Below are 17,215 nucleotides of genomic sequence, written 5' to 3'. Positions count from 1 at the left end.
GGCCATCCACAGCGCATCCACAGCTCGAGCCCGCGGTTGGCGCGCCGCCGCGCACCCTGGACACTGGATGCCATGAGGATCGGTGTGATCGGAGCGACCGGGCAGGTCGGCGCGGTGATGCGGCAGCTGTTGGTGGAGCGTGCGTTCCCGGCTTCGGAGGTGCGGTTCTTCGCCTCCGCGCGGTCGGCGGGGCGGACGCTGCCGTTCGCTGGACGCGAAATCACCGTCGAGGACGCGGAGACGGCTGACTACTCCGGCCTCGACGTCGCGTTGTTCTCCGCCGGCGCCTCGACGTCGCGTGAGCTCGCGCCGCGGGTCGCCGCCGCCGGCGCGGTGGTGGTGGACAACTCGTCCGCGTGGCGGATGGACCCGGACGTTCCGCTGGTCGTGTCCGAGGTCAACCCGCACGCGCTGTCGTCGATCCCCAAGGGCATCGTCGCGAACCCTAACTGCACCACGATGGCCGCGATGCCGGTGCTGGCGCCGCTGCACCGCGAAGCCGGGCTGAAGCGGCTGGTGGCGAGCACGTACCAAGCCGTGTCCGGCACTGGGCTCGCCGGCGTGGCCGAGCTCGAGGAGCAGGTACAGAAGGGTGCGTCGTCCGCCGCGGCTTTGACGTTCGACGGCTCCGCGGTGTCGTTCCCGCCGCCTTCGTCGTTCTCCGCCCCAGTCGCGTTCAACGTGCTGCCGCTGGCCGGGTCGCTGGTGGACGACGGGTCGTTCGAGACGAACGAGGAGCAGAAGCTGCGGAACGAGAGCCGCAAGATCCTGGAGCTCCCCGACCTCCCCGTCGCCGGCACCTGCGTCCGCGTGCCGGTCTTCACCGGCCACTCGCTGTCGATCAACGCCGAGTTCTCCCGGCCGATCACGCCGGAGCGCGCGGCCGAGCTGCTCGCGTCCGCGCCGGGCGTGGAGCTGGTCGACGTCCCCACCCCGCTGATGGCCGCCGGCAAGGACCCGTCGTACGTCGGACGTATCCGCCGCGACACCACCGTCGAGCACGGCCTGATCCTCTTCGTCAGCAACGACAACCTCCGCAAGGGCGCTGCGCTGAACACCATCCAGATCGCCGAGCTCCTCGCCGCCCACTGAGCGGCGATCCACGGACGCCTGATTCACGTCGAACGCATTGATTCATATACGGTGATCGTACGCACGTTCGACGACGAAGGCGGTACCGTGAATGCTATGGCAGCGATGGTCGAGGTCCCCGGGCATTTCCCTATGCCCTGGGAGGAGTACGAGGCCCTTGGCCCCGAGGTCCGCGGCGAGTACATCGACGGCGAACTGGTGATGGCCGCACTTCCCAGCAGAGCTCATCAGGCAATGTGCTTCAGACTGGCCCGCCTGCTTGACGATGCCATGCCCGAGGGCGCACATGTCACGATGAGCTGGGGCTGGAAGCCCGCCGATGACGAGTTCGGTCCGGACGTGATGGTCTTCCCCGAAACCGAGGATCAGAAGCGCTTCAAGGGCATTCCGCACCTCGCCGTCGAGGTACTCTCGACGGACCGAGCCGCCGATCTCATGCGCAAGTTCGCGAAGTACGCGGCAGTCGGTCTGCCGCGCTACTGGGTGATCGATCCCGAGGTCCCCGAGATACTCATCTTCGAACTCGTCGGTGGCGGATACGTGGAGCGCCATTGCCTCGGTCCGGAGGATGAGGCGGAGCTGGACTTCGGACCCGGCAAGGTCAAGGTGCGGCCGAGGGATTTGCTCGCTTAGATCACGCGGGCTCCTGGGACGGGGCCGCTGACTGGCTTGACCGACGACACGAGGCCGGAGCTCGAGAGGGTCACGGCCAGGTCGACGGCGTGGTCGTTGTCGCGGGCGAGGAATACGCAGGTCGGGCCCGAGCCCGACACCAGGGAGCCGAGGGCGCCGTGCTCGGTGCCGAAGTCCAGGACGCGCCGCAGCCTCGGGCGGAGCCGCAGGGCCGCGGGCTGGAGGTCGTTCGTCAACGCCTGCCCCAGCGCCACTGGGTTGCCGGCGAGCAGGGCCGCCATCAGGTCGGACGGCACCGTTGGTGAGGCGGTCAGCTCCGGATCGTCGAGCATGCGGTCGAACTCGCTGAACACCGCCGGCGTCGACAGCCCCTCGGGATCGAACGCGAGCACCCAGGCGTACGTCCCGCGTGCCAACGCCGGCGTCACCAGCTCGCCGTGCCCCGAGCCGACCGCCGTACCGCCGACGACGCAGAACGGGACATCGCTGCCCAGCCGTGCCGCCACCGCGAGCATCTCCTCACGGTCCAACTCCGTTCCCCACAAGGCATCGCAGGCCACGAGCGCGGCCGCCGCGTCCGAGCTGCCGCCCGCCATCCCGCCCGCGACCGGGATGCTCTTGCGGATCGTCAACGCGACGCCCTCGTCGATCGCACACTCCTCGGCCAGCAGCGAGGCGGCCCGGACGGCGAGGTTGTCCTCCGTCACCGGAACGTGCTCGGCCCCGAGTCCGCTCACTGAGATCGAGATTTCCCCAGCAGGCAAGGAAGTCGCGGTCACCTCGTCGTACAACGACACGGCCTGGTAAACGCTCGCCAGCTCGTGGTAGCCGTCCGAGCGACGCGGCCCGACCAGCAACGCCAGGTTGATCTTCGCTGGCGTACGTACGACCACGCTGCTCAAGCCAGCTCCTCAGCGATGCGGGCGAACTCCTCGACGTTCAACTGTTCGCCGCGCGCGGACGGGTCCACGCCCGCGGCGCGCAGCACTTCCTCGGCGCGCACTCCGGACCCGGCGAGCGTGGAGAGCGCGGCCCGCAACGTCTTACGCCGTTGGGCAAACGCCGCGTCGATGACCGTAAAGACGGCCTTGCGCTCGACCTTCGCCAAGGGTGCCGGACGCCGCGTGAACGCCACCAACCCGCTGTCAACCCGAGGTTGCGGCCAGAACACGGTCCGCCCCACCAGGCCCGCGCGGTGCGACGTCGCGTACCAGGCCAGCTTCGCGCTCGGCACGCCGTACACCTTCGAACCCGGCGCGGCGACCAGCCGGTCGGCGACCTCGAGCTGCACCATGACCAGCCCACGCACGACAGTGGGGAACCGCTCCAGAATGTGCAGCAACACCGGAACGGAAACGTTGTAGGGGAGATTGGCCACCAGACTCGTCGGCTGCGGATCCGGCAGCTCCTCGACGCGCATCGCGTCCGCCTCGACCACGGTCAGCCGGTCGGCGCGATCGGGCGCGTACGTGGCAACGGTCTCTGGCAGCGCTTGGGCGAACGCCGACTCGATCTCCACCGCCGTGACAGCCGCGACGTCGAGCAGACCAAGCGTGAGCGAGCCGAGCCCAGGACCGATCTCGAGCACGACGTCGTCCGGCTCGATCGCCGCCGCCCGTACGATCCGCCGGATCGTGTTGGCGTCGATGACGAAGTTCTGCCCACGCTGCTTGGTGGGATGGACGTCGAGAGCCGCGGCCAGCTGACGCACGTCCGCCGGACCAAGCAGGCGGGTGCCTGCCGATCCGGCGGACGCGTCGTCGATCACATGCCGAACGCTACCGGCAACCTCTAGTCGAACAGGTGATGCCCGCAGGACCACTGCCCCGCGCCGGCCTTCTTGTACAGCAGCTTCGCGCGGTACGTCTGCTCCCCGGCCGAGTTGTCGATCGGGTTGCCAGACCCGCCCACCGACCGCCAGGTCGACAGCGAGAACTGGTACAGCCCGTAGTGCCCGTTCGGGTTCACCGCGCGCGGGTTGCCGCCGGACTCGCAGTCGGCGAGCGCGGCCCAGTTGAGGCTGTCGACTTCGCCGCCGACGTTCCCGCCGCCGCCGTTCTCCTCCGGGCGCTCCTTGGTGCCGACGCGGACGATCTTGTCGATCGCCTTACGGACAACCGATTCCGACACCAGGACGGTCTTGACCTTCTTGCCATCGATGTAGGTGATCCGGACGACCTGCTTCTTCAGCCCGGTCTCGCCAGCGCGCTCGGTCTTCGTCTGGTCCTCGAACAGAGAGTCGTCGTCCTTCTTGACCTTCTTGAACGGGAGATCGACGTCGAGCGTGCGGGTGACGGTGGAGACCCGCTTGATCGTGACCTTCGTGCCGTTGGCCAGCAGCGTCGTGAGCTTCGGCGAGACGAGGTCGTCACTGTCGAGCTTGATGTTCGCCTGCTTCAACGCCTCGCCGACCGTGAGCGCGGTCGCGTCGACCGACGTGGTCTTGCCGTCGTGAACGACGTCGAGCCGCTTGAGCGTCTTCACGTCGAGGCTGAGGCCGGCCCGTTCGATGCCGGCGGAACGGCTCGCGCTGAGGGCGGCGCCGCTGTAACGCAGGCCCAGCTCCTCGAACGCACCGTTCACGCTGAGCGCGGTCACCCAGTGCTTGGACTGCTTGCCGTCGATGGTGAGCGTCAGCGGGCGGGCGTACTTCACCGCGATCCGAGCGCCGTCGACCAGCTTGGCGTCCGTTCCAGGCGCGACCACGTCGCGCGAGGCCACCTGGACTTTTTCACCGGCCAGAACGTCACCGACGGTGCTGCCGAAGGTGTGGATCGTTCTGGTCTGGCCATCGACCGACAGGGTCACCGTCTTGTCGAGGGCCGTGTAGGCGACGCTGCCGACGCCGAGGGCTCCAACCACCCCGGTCGCGACCGCGCCGATGAGAATCGACTTGCGCACGGTTCTCCGATGCTTGAACGTCCCGGACACGGGGAACAGCTCTACCCAGACCCCCGGAAAGCGGCACCTAAGTGACCGGGTGCCGCTCGTCTGATGCAGTGCTGCCGAAGACTTCCCCGACTCCGGCCAACGTCACGGGACCATAACGGGGTTGTCGAACGCGATCAACTCTGCGTGCCGAAGTCTGCCATTCTGGGCACTCACTGTGATCATCGACACACGCAGCGGTGGTCACCATTCGCCCAGAACGGACACCGAGGACGCCTCGATCGCGGCGCACAGTGCCTCTTCGGGCAGCTCTTTGACGGCTGCCATCGCGCGGACCGTCAACGGGATCAGGTAGCTCGCGTTCGTCTGCCCACGATGCGGGACAGGCGGCAGGTACGGGGCGTCGGTCTCGACCAACAGGCGGTCCAGTGGGGTCTCCCGGAGGGCCGCACGGAGGTCGTCGGCGTTCTTGAACGTCACCGTGCCGGCGAACGACAGGAAGAAGCCGCGGGCGAGGCATTCGCGGGCGAACGCCGCGTCACCGGAGAAGCAGTGCATGACGACCCGATCGGGCGCGCCCTCGTCGTCGAGCACGCGCAGGATGTCGGCATGCGCGTCCCGGTCGTGGATGACCAGCGCCTTGTCGTGCCGCTTGGCGAGCTCGATGTGAGCCCGGAACGCGTCCTCCTGGCCCTTCCAGCCGTCCTCGGGCGTACGGAAGTGGTCCAGGCCGGTCTCGCCGATCACCCGGACCCGTACGCTCGTCTGGGCCAGCCGGCCGATCTCCGCCAGCGCCTCGTCGAGGGTGCCGGCGGCGAGCAGGCCGGGGATCTCGTTCGGGTGCAGGGCGACGCCGGCGACGACCTGGTCGTACGTCTCGGCCGCCTCGACCGCCCAGCGCGCGCCGGGTAGGTCGCAGCCGATCTGGACAATGCGGGTGACGTTCGCCTCGGACGCCTTGCGCAGCGCGTCCTCGACCGGCAGGACGTCGGCGTCGGCCGCGCCGTAGCGAACGACGTCGAGGTGGCAGTGCGAGTCGATCACCGGCGCCGCGAGGGGCGCCGGCGCCTCGGGCATCATTCCTTGGGTTCCTCGATCCGCGGGAACAGCACGTCGCCCTTGGTGACCGTCGCGCCGGCGGGGAGCTGGCCCCAGCGGCTCACGTCTTCGATCAGCTGCTCCTCGAGCTTGCCGAGCGACTCCTCCGCGCCGAGCGACGCCCACAACGCGGCCGCCGTCTTCGGCATCACCGGGTTGTGCAGAACGGCGACCGCACGGAGCGACTCGGCGGCGGTGTAGAGGATCGTGGCGAGCCGTGCGCGAGCTTCGGGCGACTCGTCCTTCGCGACCTTCCACGGCTCCTGCTCGGTCACGTACACGTTGACCCTGCCGACGAACCGTTCGATCGCCGCGAGCGCCTCGTGGAACTTCAGCCCGACGGCCGCGACGTCGGCCTGGACCGCGGTGGTGCGGAGCTCCTCGGCCAGCGCTTCCTCCGCCGGGGAATGGTCGGTGGCTTCGGGGAGCTTCCCGTCGAAGTAGCGACCGACCATGGCGGCCACGCGCGAGGCGAGGTTGCCGAGCCCGTTCGCGAGCTCGGCGGTGTAGACGGCGGTCAGGTGCTCCCAGGAGAAGGAGCCGTCGGAGCCGAACTGGATGGCGCGCAGGAAGTAGTAGCGGAACGCGTCCGAGCCGAACGTGTCGATGATCTGGCTCGGGGCGATGCCGGTGAGCTTGGTCTTGCTCATCTTCTCGCCGCCGACCAGCAGCCAGCCGTGGGCGAACACCTTCTTCGGCAGCGGCAGGCCGGCCGCCATCAGCATCGCGGGCCAGATGACCGCGTGGAAGCGCAGGATGTCCTTGCCAACGAGTTGCACGTCGGCTGGCCATGTCCGCTCGAACATCAACGGCTCCGCGCGATAGCCCGCCGCGGTGACGTAGTTGAGCAGTGCGTCGATCCAGACGTAGAGGACGTGGTCCTCGTCCCACGGGACCGGGATGCCCCAGTCGAACGTCGAGCGCGTGATCGACAGATCCTGCAAACCCTGCTTGACGAACGCGATGACCTCGTTGCGCGCGCTCTCCGGCGCGACGAAGTCGGGGTTGTCCTCGTAGTAGGCGAGCAGCCGGTCCGCGAACGTCGAGAGCTTGAAGAAGTAGTTGTGCTCCGACAGCATCTCGACGGGCCGATGGTGGATCGGGCAGAGCTTCTCGCCGTTCTCGCCGTCGAGCAGCTCGCCCGGGAGCTTGAACTCCTCGCAGCTGACGCAGTACGGACCCTCGTACGAGCCCTGGTACACCTGATCGGTGTCGTACAGGTGCTGCCAGAACTCCCGCACGCGCTCGGTGTGCCGCGGCTCGGTCGTGCGGATGAAGTCGTCGTTGCTCGCGTCGATGACGTTCAGAACGGGCTTCCACGCGGTCTCGACGAGGCGGTCACACCACTCGCGCGGGCTCATGCCGTTGGCCTCTGCGCTGCGCATGACCTTCTGGCCGTGCTCGTCGGTGCCCGTGAGGAACCACACGGTCTCGCCCCGCTGCCGGTGCCATCGCGCGAGCACGTCCGCGGCGACGGTCGTGTACGCGTGCCCGATGTGCGGGGCGTCGTTGACGTAGTAAATGGGTGTGGTGACGTAGAACGCCTTGCTCTGCTTGGCGTCCATGGAGCGCGAGGTGTCGACCATGATGGAAAATCCTACGGTGGGCGATCCCGAGCACCTGTCGCCGGCCGACCTCGTGGCCGCCGCCGTACGCGAGTTCGGCGAGCGCGAGCTCGTCCTGCGCTGCGTGGCGTTGCTGCGTTCCGGTTCCTGGGTTGACGATCCGGACCTGTTGCCGGCGATCGCGAACGGGCAGGGCTCGGAGGTGATGGCCGGCCGTTGGGGTCCGCCGTACTGGGCTCGGGTGTGGGCGATGCGGACGTTCCTCTACGCCTGGGACCCGGCCGCCGTCCCGGTCGTGGTCGCCGGCCTGTCCGACGAGGCGTGGCGGGTGCGCGAACTGGCCGGCAAGGTCGCCGTGAAGTGCGAGGTCGGCGAGGCAGCCGCCGCGCTGCTCCCCGTTCTCGCCGACGAGATCCCGCGCGTCCGCGCCGCGGCCGCCCGCGCGGTCGGCACGGTTGGCGAGTCCGAGCACGCGGGCCCGTTGCGCGCCCTGCTCGAGGACGACGAGTCCTCGGTCCGCGTTCAGGCCGCCCGGGCCTTGGAACGGCTCGCGAAGCGCCTGGACCGCGACATCGACCACCTCGGACTGCCCTGACGCGATGAGTCCGCGCCCTTCTCCGGGTCTCAACAGGGGTAAGGAGCTCCAGAGAAGCGACGAAAGGTACGCATGATGACGTCCGACACCAGCTTTGGCACGCCCGCGATCGTCGACCGCGCGACCTGGGAGGCGGAGCTCGACAAACTGCTCGTCCGGGAGAAGGCGCACACGCGGGAGGGCGACGCGATCGCGGCCGCCCGGCGGCGCCTGCCGATGGTCGAGGTGGACGCGACGGTCCCGGTGGTCGGTCCGGACGGTCCGGTGCCGCTGATCGACGCTTTCGAGGGCCGCCGCCAGCTGCTCGTCTACTACCACATGTGGCACGACGGCAACGCCGCCGCGGAACAGTGCGAGGGCTGCACGTTCTTCACCGGACAGGCGCTCGAGCTGTCCTACCTGCACAGCCGGGACGTCACGTACGCGACGTTCTGCCAGGGCACGTACGAGGAGAGCTCGCGGTACCAGAAGTTCATGGGCTGGGAGATGCCCTGGTACTCCGCCCGCGACGCGGCCGGCGAGCTGCTCGGTGAGCGCCACTTCGGCGGTTACGCCAGCTACCTGCGTACGGACGGCCGGGTCTTCGAGACGTACTGGTCGACCGGCCGCGGCACCGAGGCAGGCGCGAACAGCTACCACCTGCTCGACCTCACGGTGTACGGCCGGCAGGAGCCCTGGGAGGACTCGCCGGAGGGCTGGCCGGGTCAGTTCGCCACGGCTGGGGAGCAGTTCCGGCTGAACGGCCGACCCACCGCGCAGTGGTCCCGGCTCGCCGCGGGCCGGTCGGACGACCTGTCGCCCGGCGCGTAGTAGCCCGGCGTTGAGCCCATGTGAAGGGCCCTCGGGCAAGCTTGGCTCGCATGAGCCGTGAAACCGGGGGCCCGGCCGACATCCGGGACATGGGGATCGTCCACTCCGCGCTGCGCCGCGACCTGCGCCGCGTCCGGATGGTGCTGACCGCAGACGGGGAGATCGCCCAGGAACGGCGACGCGCCATCGGCGAGCACCTGGTGTGGCTGATGCACTCGCTGCACGTCCATCACACCGGCGAGGACACGCATCTGTGGCCGGAGATCAGGCGGCGCGAGCCGTCGGCCGGAGCGCTGCTCGACGTCATGGACGCCGACCACAAGCGCATCGCGGGCCCGATCGGCGGGATCGAGAAGGTCGGGACCGCGTACGCCGCCGGGTCGGCCGACGCGGCCGAGGTGCTGGCGGCCGTGGACCAGCTGGAGGCGGCGCTGCTGCCGCACCTCGCCCGCGAGGAGCAGCAGATGATGCCGGTCGTGGCGCAGGTGCTGACGGACACGGAGTACGAAGAGCTCGGCGAACGCGCGTTCATCAAGCCCAAGTCCTTCTCGGACCTGGCGATGGAAGGGCACTGGGTGCTCGACAACGCGACGCCGGAGGTCCGGGAGCTGATGGTCAGCAAGATCCCCGCCGTGCCGAGGTGGATCCTGCTCAACCTGCTGGGCGGCCCGTACCAGCGGCGCCGGAAGGCAGCGTGGGAGGGAACGCCAGCCGCCGACCTCGCCCCCGTTCCGGCCGAGAGCCTGTCCTAGCCTCGGGATGTCAGGTGTTGGTGGACGACGGTGGCCTGGGTAGGACGGACGTGTCTGTCCTGCTGGGGAGAGTTGGCGTTGCGACGTCTCGAGTGAGCTGAGCGGGAAGGTGCTCCGTAGGTGAAGCGTGTCGTCGCCTTACCCGGCCAGTGGCCGCTCTACCTGGCGTCCACCCCACGTAAAGAGGCCAATGATCATGTAAACATGATCAATGGCCCCAGGGCGGGGATCAGCAGAGTCCGCCTTGACGCGGTGCGGCTCGTCACCCACATAGCCAATCGAGTTCCTCCTGCGCCACGCCCATACGGGCGCCTAGCGCCGCGCGCTTGACCACCGTTATTCGAGCGACGCGCGCCCTAGCGCTTCGCCGCGATCACCGCGTCGTACACGGTGCGCTTCCGCGCGCCCGTCGACGCGGCCACCTCGGCTATCGCGTCCTTGGTCGTCGCCCCGGCGTCGACCCGGGCGGCGACCAGGGCCGCGAAGTCGGCGTCGGCGGCCACGACCGCCGGTGCCCCGCCGACGACCACGGTGATCTCCCCGCGCACCTCCGACGACTCGGCCCAGGAGGCGAGTTCGGCCAGCGGGCCGCGGAGCACCTCCTCGTACGTCTTCGTCAGCTCCCGGCACACGGCTGCCGACCGTTCGGCTCCGAACGCCTCGACCAGCGCGGCCAGCATCGCGCCCAACCGATGCGGCGCCTCGAAGAACACCATCGTCCGCTGTTCGGCGGCGAGGCCCGCCAGCCGCGACGAACGCTCCCCCGCCTTGCGCGGCAGGAAGCCCTCGAAGCAGAACCGGTCCACGGGCAGCCCCGACACCGCCAGCGCGGTGAGCACCGCCGACGGCCCGGGCACCGCCGTCACCCGCACCCCGGCCGCCACGGCGGCCGCGACCAGCCGGTAGCCCGGATCGGAGACGGACGGCATCCCGGCGTCCGTCACGAGCACGACCCGCGAGCCGTCGGTGAGCGCATCGACGAGCTCGGCCGTACGCCGTGCTTCGTTGCCCTCGAAGTACGACACGACGCGTCCGCCGACGACCACACCCAGCGCGTCGGTCAGCCGGCGCAGCCGCCGGGTGTCCTCGGCCGCGACGACGTCCGCCGCCTCGAGCTCGGTCCGCAGCCGGGGCGGCGCGTCCTCGTACGAGCCGATCGGGGTCGCCGCCAGGACGAGTACGCCAGCTGTCACGGCCGCCATCCTCGCACCCACACCACGACGGCGGTTCGAATCCGACGTCCGTACCATGGCCCGGGTGACGACGACGACCGGCCGCGATCTCGAGGACGGCCTCGACCCGCGCCCGGCCCCCGACGCCCCCACGAACGGCCCGACCACGACCGTCGGGCGCGACGCGGAAGGCCTCCGGATCCCGCCGCTGCGCGAGCGACTCTCGCCACCGATGCCCGTCGACCGCGTGATCGGCTGGCTCGCACCGCTGCTGATCACCGCGGTGGCCGGCTTCTTCCGGTTCTGGAACCTGGGCAACCCCGCGAAGTTCGTCTTCGACGAGACGTACTACCCCAAGGACGCCTGGTCGCTGCTGAACTACGGCGTCGAGCACCAGTTCGTCGAGAAGGCCAACGACCTGATCGTCGGCGGCAACCTCAACGTCTTCGTCAACCCGCTGCAGCCGTCGTTCGTCGTCCATCCGCCGGCCGGCAAGTGGCTGATCGCGCTCGGCGAGTGGGCGGTCGGCATGAACCCGTTCGGCTGGCGTGTCGCGATCGCCGTCCTCGGAACGCTGTCGATCCTGGTGATGGCGCGCCTCGTACGCCGCCTCACCCGCTCCACGCTGCTCGGCTGCGTCGCCGCGCTGCTGCTCGCGCTCGACGGCCTGCACCTGGTCGAGAGCCGGATCGCCCTGCTCGACCTGCCGGTGATGTTCTGGCTGCTGCTGGGCCTGAGCACGCTGCTAATCGACCGGGACTGGATGCGCCGCCGGATCGCGGATGCCGCCGAGCCACTCGGCCGGATCGCGCCCGGCCAATGGGGGCCACGCCTGCTCTGGCGCCCCTGGCGCCTCGTCGCCGGTCTGTGCTTCGGGCTCGCGATCGCGACCAAGTGGAGCGCGATCATCCCGCTCGCGGTCTTCGGGCTGCTGACCGTCTGGTGGGACTGGGGCGCTCGGCGGGCCGTACGTTCGACGCTCTTCCGCGTGAGCACCTTCTTCCGCGCGATCCTCGACGCGTTCGTCGCGTTCGTCACGATGGTCTTCACCGCAGCGCTGGTGTACGTGGCGTCCTGGACCGGCTGGCTGGTCACGACGACGGGGTACGACCGCAAGTGGGCGACGGACAAGGACCCGGTCTTCCTCGGCGTCTCGCTGCCGAACCCGCTGCCTGGCTTGTTCGACCCGCTGCGGTCGCTCTGGCACTACCACCAGGAGATCTGGACGTTCCACACCAACCTGACCGACACCCACCAGTACCAGTCGAGCCCCTGGAGCTGGCTCGTCGTCGGGCGGCCAGTGTCGTTCGACTGGGTGGACAAGATCGGCCCGGACAAGGGGTGCTCGACCGATCGCTGTGTCCAGGAGATCCTCGGCATCGGCACCCCGATCCTCTGGTGGGGCGCGACGATCGCGGTCATCGCCTGCCTGGTGTTCTGGCTCGCCGGTCGCGACTGGCGCTTCGGCATCCCCGTGCTCGGCGTCGCGGCGACCTGGATCCCGTGGTTCCAGTACGACGACCGCCCCATCTTCTACTTCTACGCGATCGTGATCCTGCCGTTCCTCGTCATCGGCGCCACGTTGGTGCTGGGCAAGGTCCTCGGCCCACCCGAAGCCCCACCCAACCGCCGCATGTGGGGTGCGGCGTTGGTGGGCGGCTTCGTGTTACTGGTGGCGCTGAACTTCGCGTACCTGTTCCCGATCCTCACCGACCAGACCATCACGTACGCGGAGTGGCTGAGCCGGATGTGGCTCAAGACCTGGGTCTGACCCAGCGCCACACCAGGGCTCCCGCGACCACGAGCCCACCGACAGCGGCGGCGGTGCGGACGATCGACTTCTGGAGTCGTTCCTTCTGCCGCCGCTGCATCGACTCGGCGTCGTTCACCCGCGGGAAGGGCGCGTCCGGAACGGGGACGCCGAGGAACGCGCACAGCGGCTCCCAGCCCTGCGACACCTCGTAGACCAGCAGCTTGTCGGCCGGCACGTATACCTGCACGGCCGCGTTGTGCGCCTCGAACACGCGCACCACGTTGTCCCGTGTCACCAGGTCCCCGCCGAACTGCCGGTCGGTGATCAACCGCCGCATCGCGATCCCGAACGGGCGGAACCGCGGGAAGTTCAGCTGCACCACCAGCCGCGCGAGGCTCTCCCACACCGACGTCGAGTGCCGCAGGTTCCGGAAGATCGTCGAGCTCCCGCTGGCGAACCACTTGTCCGGGTCCCGCACCGTCAACAGCACCTTGGCATCCGGGAAGGCGTCGATCAGCTCCCGCCAGACCGCGGCGCCGGGCCAGTCGACCGTCGCCTCGTAGTCGCCGAACACCTCGCTCCAGTCGACCGGATCGCCGTTCGCGAAGTGGATCCACGGCGCCATGTGCTCGGGGTCCCTGGTGGCCTCGCTCATGTGATGGCACGGCGCGAACCCGAGCTGCTCCAGCGCGAGCTTGATCGACGACGTGCCCGTACGGCCGAATCCGACCCCGATCACCCTCACGGTACGAAGGTTACGGCAGGTCGCGCTCCTCGCGGAGCGTGCTGTACATCACCATGTCGTGGTACGTGCCGGCTCGGAACACCGCATTCCGGAGCACGCCCTCGCGGACGAAGCCGGCCCGCTCGAGCGCCTTCTGCTCGGCGACGTTGCCCGCCTCGGTGCTCGCCTCGATCCGGACGGCCGGTGTGTGCGCGAACAGGTACGAGACGAGCTCGCGCTGCGCCTCGGTCCCGTACCCGCAGCCCCGGAACGCCGGCAGGATCATGATGCCGATCGCCCAACACGCACCGTTCGGCGGCGGCGCGTTCATCGACAACCGCCACGACACGTCGCCGACGAAGTGGCCCGCCTCGGAGACCACGGCGAGATGACCGCCGTCCTCGCGCAGTGCCTTCACCGGCTCGTTCGCCGTCCACGAACGAAAGCCGAACCAGGAGAACTCACCCGCCGCGTCGGGGTCGTTCTCGACCTCGATGACCAGGGCGATGTCGTCGCGCGTAAGCGGACGAAGCGTGACTACCGACATGCGACCATTCTCGGATGGAGGTCACCTGGCGACCGCTCGACCCCACGGACCACGACGCGTTGGTGGCGCTCGTCGAGCGCTGCGCTGCCATCGATGGTGGCGCGTTGGAGCTGTCGGCCGAGCGTTTCCTCGGCGAGTCGGTCACGTCGATCGGCGCGAAGGACGCGACTGGCAGGCTGCTCGCGGTGGGTTCTGTCAACGTCCGTGGGGAGTTCACCGACTCCTCGGGCATGGTCGACCCGACGCTCCGCGGGAACGGGCTCGGCCGGCGGCTGCTCGAGTGGGCCACCAAGCAGCTCGCTCCGGGGACGAAGCTGCGGATCCGTACCGAGGCGTTGAGCGAGTCCGCCGAGCGGCTCTACGCGCGGAACGGGCTGGCGTGCACGTTCGCCGAGGACGTCATGCGGCACGACCTCGGAGCTGCCGTTCCGGCGGTCGCGTACCCGGACGGCGTGACCGTGGAGGCATGGTCCGAAGACACCAGCGGGCAGTTCTTCGCGGCCTATCAGGCCTCGTTCCGGGACCGTCCGGGCTTCCCCGACTGGACGTACGAGCAGTGGACCGGCTGGATGGTCGACGACGACTTCCGACCCGATCTGTCCCTGTTCGCCGCGCTCCAAGGCAACCCGGCGGCGTTCATCACAACCACGTCGGACTGGATCATCCAGGTGGGCGTCGACCCGGCGTACCGAGGCCGGCGACTCGGCGCCGCACTCGTCGCGGACGTCCTCGCACGGATGCGTGCCGAGGGCGGAAAGACGTGCATGCTCGACGTGAACGTCAACAACCCGAACGCGGCGAACCTCTATCACTCGTTGGGCTTCGCGACGATCGGCCGACGCGCGACGTACGAGCCGCACGAATAATCCGTTGCACGCGACCCCTCGTTCGGGGTCCACTTGTCTCGGTCGTCAGGGTGGCGACCCGATCGAGACTGGGACCAGGGGAGGAGGCGTTGTATGACCGTCAGGACGGTCTCGCTGCGCCTGCTTGCAGGTCCCGGCCGCGAGTCCTAAATAGCCGCCGCTCCGTGCCTCTCGCCGGAGTGATGATCGGCTGCTCGTGACCGCCCTTCCAGCAGTGCGCGCCCGTCCTTTCCTTGGTCATCAGCGCATGAAGGGCTCCTCCCTTGTCCCAGTTTCACCAGTCTCGTAAGTACAAACCACGCCGACGCGACCGCCTTCGACCGGCGACGACGTTCCGCTGCACCAGGTGCCGGCTGGACGTTTCGATGGACGCACCTGGCACGGCGCATCGCAACCACTGCCCGAACTGCTTGTGGAGCAGGCATCTCGACGACGACGTCCCGGGCGACCGCGACGCGACGTGTGGCTTCTCGATGGAACCGATCGCGATCTCCGTACGCGGCGACGGCGAATGGGTGCTGCTCCATCGCTGCACCGGCTGCGACGAGATCCACCTCAACCGCACCGCGGGCGACGACAACCCGTTGTTGCTGCTAAGGATGGCGATTCGCCCGCTGGCGCAACCGCCCTTCCCGCTCGAGCTGCTCAGCGGGCTGTAGTGCCGCCACCAGCGCGGCCACGACGAACGCGACAGCCAGGAACGTGCCGAGGCAGCTCACCGCGAGCTGCCACGGCTCGTACCTCAGCTCGATCTGGCTCCCTCGCGGGAGCGCCCACGTGAACGGAGCCAACGCGGTCCACACGACGAACACCGCGCCGTTCCAACGCATCACTCGGGTCAGCTCGCTGCTGAACAGCGTGGCCGCGAGCGGCACGACCCAGACCCAGTGATGGCTCCACGAGATCGGGCTGGCGAGCAGGCTGCCGAGTCCACACAAGGTCACTGCCAGGACGAGCTGGCCGCGGCGATGCCAGCGCGCGGCGGCGTACGCGGCGGTGAGGCCGACCACGACCGCGAGCACGATGCCCACGACCGGCGCCGCGCCGCCTTCGCCCAGGAGGCGGGTCGTGGAGCCGAGGACGGACTGGTTCGTGACGTAGTAGGTCGCGCCCGGCCAGATCTCGCCGGCCAGCAGCATGCGTACGTACCCGAACGTCTCGCGCTGCAAGACCAAAGCGGTGACGGCGGTGACCGCGACGGCCGAGACGACGGCCGTCAGCGCGGCGCGCCACTGCCGCGCGAACAACAGGTAGATCACGAACAGCCCAGGCGTCAGCTTGATCGCCGCGGCGATGCCCGTCGCCACACCCTGCAGGCGGTGGGCGTGGCGTCGGGTGAGGTCGAGGAAGACCAGCGCGAGCAGGACGAGGTTGACCTGGCCGAACGTGAACGTGGCTCGCACCGGCTCGACGAACACGATGCACACGGCCGTGACCAGGCTGAGTTTCCAGCCGTGCAGCCCGAGCCGTCGGATCACGAGCACCAGGGCGACGACGTTCAGCAGGATCCAGCCCGCTTGGGCGAGCGTCTGCGGGAGCGGCGCGAGCGGGACGAACAGCAGCGCCGCGAACGGTGGATAGGTGAACGGGAGACCCAACCGCGGCTCGCGCGCGGTGAGGATGTCACCGCCGCGCAGCAGCTCCCTCGCGAAGAACTGGTACACGTCGAGGTCGACGGTGATCGGATGCCACGGGATCAGCGTGCCCTTGGTGAGGATCGGCAGCGCGATCAGCGCGACGACGAACGGCAGCGTCACCACCGCGGCGGCCGCGAACACCCTCCGGGCGCGCCCACCGCGAGCCGTGGTCTCCGTACTGCCCTGCTCGCCTGGTGTGCTGTGCCGGGTCGCGGTCCGCTCGTCGATGCGTCCGAGGCTATCGCCCCGGCGCCCTGACCGCTTTCCGCCGTTCTGCTAGCTCTGGTAGCAAGGGAGGATGCGATCGATCCACACCCTCGACGAGCTGCGAGCGCTGACCGACGACCCGTACCTGCTCTGGTCCGCCCAGGGCTTCCGCCCGGGCGTGCGCGCCTGGACGGACGACAGCGTTGGCGCGGTGGCGATCGCCGTCGACTTCGCCGGGAAGGACCTGCTCGTGGTCGACGGTGCGCTCGAGGACGTAGTGCGGCTCGTCGCGGCGACCACGGGCGACAGCGCGCTGTGGCCGATCGGAGACGCGGATCTCCTGTCCAGGCTGCACGAACGGCTGCCCGGGTACGACCTGCGCCGCGTGTTCGGCTGGATGCAGACCACGCTCGCACCCGCGCCAGACCCGCGCGCCGAGCTCGCCACCGTGACCGAAGAGCCGGCGATCGACGCCCTGCTCGAGGCCGCGTTCCCCACCTCGCTCGCGCGCCCCGGCAAGCCCGGCGTGGCCCGCTGGTGGATCGTCCGCGGTTCTGACGGGTTGGACGGCCTGGACGCGTGCGGTGCCGACGCGTGGTCGACCGAGGGCGTCGGCTTCCTCGCCGGCGTCGCCACCTCGACCGCTGCTCGCGGCAAGGGCTACGGAAGGGCGATCGCCGCGACGGCCATAGCGACGCTGGTCAGCGACTTCGGCGCCGCCGCGCTCATGGTGGACGCCGACAACGTGCCCGCACGCAAGCTGTACGAGTCGCTCGGCATGTCGTACCGCCCCTTGCGGGCCATGGTTCCCCGTTGACGCAACGGGTAAGCTGCGACTGACAACAGAACAGCACGTGCACAGGGTCGATGGGTGG

Annotated in this window: 18 protein-coding genes; 9 read left to right on the top strand and 9 right to left on the bottom strand. The window is 69.3% G+C overall.

Features of this window, described 5'->3' with window-relative positions; genetic code table 11:
- The first annotated feature begins 72 nt into the window (after window positions 1-72).
- Window positions 73-1,092 (top strand): aspartate-semialdehyde dehydrogenase, encoded by a 1,020-nt coding sequence (locus JOD67_RS11120; protein ID WP_205117355.1) that lies wholly within the window; start codon window positions 73-75, stop codon window positions 1,090-1,092.
- A 51-nt stretch (window positions 1,093-1,143) separates the two neighbouring features.
- Window positions 1,144-1,725, top strand: a complete 582-nt coding sequence (locus JOD67_RS11115) for a Uma2 family endonuclease (protein WP_205117354.1) — start codon at window positions 1,144-1,146, stop codon at window positions 1,723-1,725.
- Here JOD67_RS11115 and JOD67_RS11110 read toward each other — a convergent pair.
- The 5 genes from JOD67_RS11110 to metG form a co-directional block, all read right to left on the bottom strand.
- A complete protein-coding gene (locus tag JOD67_RS11110) occupies window positions 1,722-2,618 on the bottom strand; it encodes a 4-(cytidine 5'-diphospho)-2-C-methyl-D-erythritol kinase (protein ID WP_307782734.1) in 897 nt (298 codons plus the stop codon). The two genes, JOD67_RS11115 and JOD67_RS11110, sit on opposite strands and share 4 nt — an antisense overlap.
- A gap of 5 nt (window positions 2,619-2,623) precedes the next feature.
- A complete protein-coding gene (gene rsmA / locus JOD67_RS11105; protein ID WP_307782355.1) occupies window positions 2,624-3,493 on the bottom strand; it encodes a 16S rRNA (adenine(1518)-N(6)/adenine(1519)-N(6))-dimethyltransferase RsmA in 870 nt (289 codons plus the stop codon).
- A 23-nt stretch (window positions 3,494-3,516) separates the two neighbouring features.
- Window positions 3,517-4,626: a resuscitation-promoting factor gene (locus JOD67_RS11100; RefSeq protein WP_205117352.1), complete on the bottom strand. Its 1,110-nt coding sequence runs from the start codon at window positions 4,624-4,626 to the stop codon at window positions 3,517-3,519.
- A gap of 231 nt (window positions 4,627-4,857) precedes the next feature.
- Window positions 4,858-5,691, bottom strand: coding sequence for a TatD family hydrolase (locus tag JOD67_RS11095; protein ID WP_239553809.1), 834 nt, complete (start codon window positions 5,689-5,691; stop codon window positions 4,858-4,860).
- On the bottom strand, window positions 5,691-7,298 hold the full coding sequence (metG, locus tag JOD67_RS11090) for a methionine--tRNA ligase (RefSeq protein WP_239553808.1): 1,608 nt from the start codon (window positions 7,296-7,298) through the stop codon (window positions 5,691-5,693). Before metG ends, JOD67_RS11095 begins: the two co-directional genes overlap by 1 nt.
- On the opposite strand from metG, the gene JOD67_RS11085 reads away from it, so the two are divergent.
- The 3 genes from JOD67_RS11085 to JOD67_RS11075 all read left to right on the top strand — a co-directional run bounded on the left by JOD67_RS11085 (window position 7,297) and on the right by JOD67_RS11075 (window position 9,434).
- Window positions 7,297-7,872: a HEAT repeat domain-containing protein gene (locus tag JOD67_RS11085; RefSeq protein ID WP_205117350.1), complete on the top strand. Its 576-nt coding sequence runs from the start codon at window positions 7,297-7,299 to the stop codon at window positions 7,870-7,872. The two genes, metG and JOD67_RS11085, sit on opposite strands and share 2 nt — an antisense overlap.
- 75 nt (window positions 7,873-7,947) lie before the next feature.
- On the top strand, window positions 7,948-8,682 hold the full coding sequence (locus JOD67_RS11080; protein ID WP_239553807.1) for a DUF899 family protein: 735 nt from the start codon (window positions 7,948-7,950) through the stop codon (window positions 8,680-8,682).
- Between the two features lie 50 nt (window positions 8,683-8,732).
- On the top strand, window positions 8,733-9,434 hold the full coding sequence (locus JOD67_RS11075; protein WP_205117348.1) for a hemerythrin domain-containing protein: 702 nt from the start codon (window positions 8,733-8,735) through the stop codon (window positions 9,432-9,434).
- Between the two features lie 356 nt (window positions 9,435-9,790).
- Here the strand turns inward: JOD67_RS11075 and rsmI are convergent, their stop codons facing one another.
- Complete coding sequence (gene rsmI, locus JOD67_RS11070) at window positions 9,791-10,636, bottom strand: 16S rRNA (cytidine(1402)-2'-O)-methyltransferase (RefSeq protein ID WP_205117347.1); 846 nt, start codon at window positions 10,634-10,636, stop codon at window positions 9,791-9,793.
- Between the two features lie 55 nt (window positions 10,637-10,691).
- Between rsmI and JOD67_RS11065 the strand changes: the two genes are divergently transcribed.
- On the top strand, window positions 10,692-12,377 hold the full coding sequence (locus JOD67_RS11065; protein WP_307782354.1) for a dolichyl-phosphate-mannose--protein mannosyltransferase: 1,686 nt from the start codon (window positions 10,692-10,694) through the stop codon (window positions 12,375-12,377).
- Here JOD67_RS11065 and JOD67_RS11060 read toward each other — a convergent pair.
- Together JOD67_RS11060 and JOD67_RS11055 are read right to left on the bottom strand one after the other, a co-directional pair.
- Window positions 12,361-13,104: a sulfotransferase family protein gene (locus JOD67_RS11060; RefSeq protein ID WP_205117345.1), complete on the bottom strand. Its 744-nt coding sequence runs from the start codon at window positions 13,102-13,104 to the stop codon at window positions 12,361-12,363. The genes JOD67_RS11065 and JOD67_RS11060 overlap by 17 nt on opposite strands.
- A gap of 10 nt (window positions 13,105-13,114) precedes the next feature.
- Window positions 13,115-13,630, bottom strand: coding sequence for a GNAT family N-acetyltransferase (locus tag JOD67_RS11055; protein ID WP_205117344.1), 516 nt, complete (start codon window positions 13,628-13,630; stop codon window positions 13,115-13,117).
- 14 nt (window positions 13,631-13,644) lie between these two features.
- Between JOD67_RS11055 and JOD67_RS11050 the strand changes: the two genes are divergently transcribed.
- Complete coding sequence (locus tag JOD67_RS11050; RefSeq protein ID WP_205117343.1) at window positions 13,645-14,496, top strand: GNAT family N-acetyltransferase; 852 nt, start codon at window positions 13,645-13,647, stop codon at window positions 14,494-14,496.
- A 263-nt stretch (window positions 14,497-14,759) separates the two neighbouring features.
- Window positions 14,760-15,155, top strand: a complete 396-nt coding sequence (locus JOD67_RS11045; protein WP_275577069.1) for an RNHCP domain-containing protein — start codon at window positions 14,760-14,762, stop codon at window positions 15,153-15,155.
- Here the strand turns inward: JOD67_RS11045 and JOD67_RS11040 are convergent.
- Window positions 15,090-16,274 (bottom strand): glycosyltransferase 87 family protein, encoded by a 1,185-nt coding sequence (locus JOD67_RS11040; RefSeq protein WP_205117341.1) that lies wholly within the window; start codon window positions 16,272-16,274, stop codon window positions 15,090-15,092. The two genes, JOD67_RS11045 and JOD67_RS11040, sit on opposite strands and share 66 nt — an antisense overlap.
- Window positions 16,275-16,431: 157 nt before the next feature.
- Between JOD67_RS11040 and JOD67_RS11035 the strand changes: the two genes are divergently transcribed.
- Window positions 16,432-17,157 (top strand): GNAT family N-acetyltransferase, encoded by a 726-nt coding sequence (locus tag JOD67_RS11035; protein WP_205117340.1) that lies wholly within the window; start codon window positions 16,432-16,434, stop codon window positions 17,155-17,157.
- The last annotated feature ends 58 nt before the right edge of the window (window positions 17,158-17,215 follow it).

This window comes from Tenggerimyces flavus, from assembly GCF_016907715.1.
In the GTDB taxonomy this organism is placed as follows: Bacteria; Actinomycetota; Actinomycetes; order Propionibacteriales; family Actinopolymorphaceae; genus Tenggerimyces; species Tenggerimyces flavus.
This window is presented reverse-complemented; position numbering and strand designations above follow the sequence as displayed.

Excerpts from the sequence above, each read along its gene's own strand:
- JOD67_RS11120 (WP_205117355.1), top strand. The coding sequence starts at position 73 with ATGAGGATCGGTGTGATCGGAGCGACCGGGCAGGTCGGCGCGGTGATG.
- JOD67_RS11095 (WP_239553809.1), bottom strand. The coding sequence starts at position 5,691 with ATGCCCGAGGCGCCGGCGCCCCTCGCGGCGCCGGTGATCGACTCGCAC.
- JOD67_RS11085 (WP_205117350.1), top strand. The coding sequence starts at position 7,297 with ATGATGGAAAATCCTACGGTGGGCGATCCCGAGCACCTGTCGCCGGCC.
- metG (WP_239553808.1), bottom strand. The coding sequence starts at position 7,298 with ATGGTCGACACCTCGCGCTCCATGGACGCCAAGCAGAGCAAGGCGTTC.
- JOD67_RS11080 (WP_239553807.1), top strand. The coding sequence starts at position 7,948 with ATGACGTCCGACACCAGCTTTGGCACGCCCGCGATCGTCGACCGCGCG.
- JOD67_RS11075 (WP_205117348.1), top strand. The coding sequence starts at position 8,733 with ATGAGCCGTGAAACCGGGGGCCCGGCCGACATCCGGGACATGGGGATC.
- rsmI (WP_205117347.1), bottom strand. The coding sequence starts at position 10,636 with ATGGCGGCCGTGACAGCTGGCGTACTCGTCCTGGCGGCGACCCCGATC.
- JOD67_RS11055 (WP_205117344.1), bottom strand. The coding sequence starts at position 13,630 with ATGTCGGTAGTCACGCTTCGTCCGCTTACGCGCGACGACATCGCCCTG.
- JOD67_RS11050 (WP_205117343.1), top strand. The coding sequence starts at position 13,645 with ATGGAGGTCACCTGGCGACCGCTCGACCCCACGGACCACGACGCGTTG.
- JOD67_RS11035 (WP_205117340.1), top strand. The coding sequence starts at position 16,432 with ATGCGATCGATCCACACCCTCGACGAGCTGCGAGCGCTGACCGACGAC.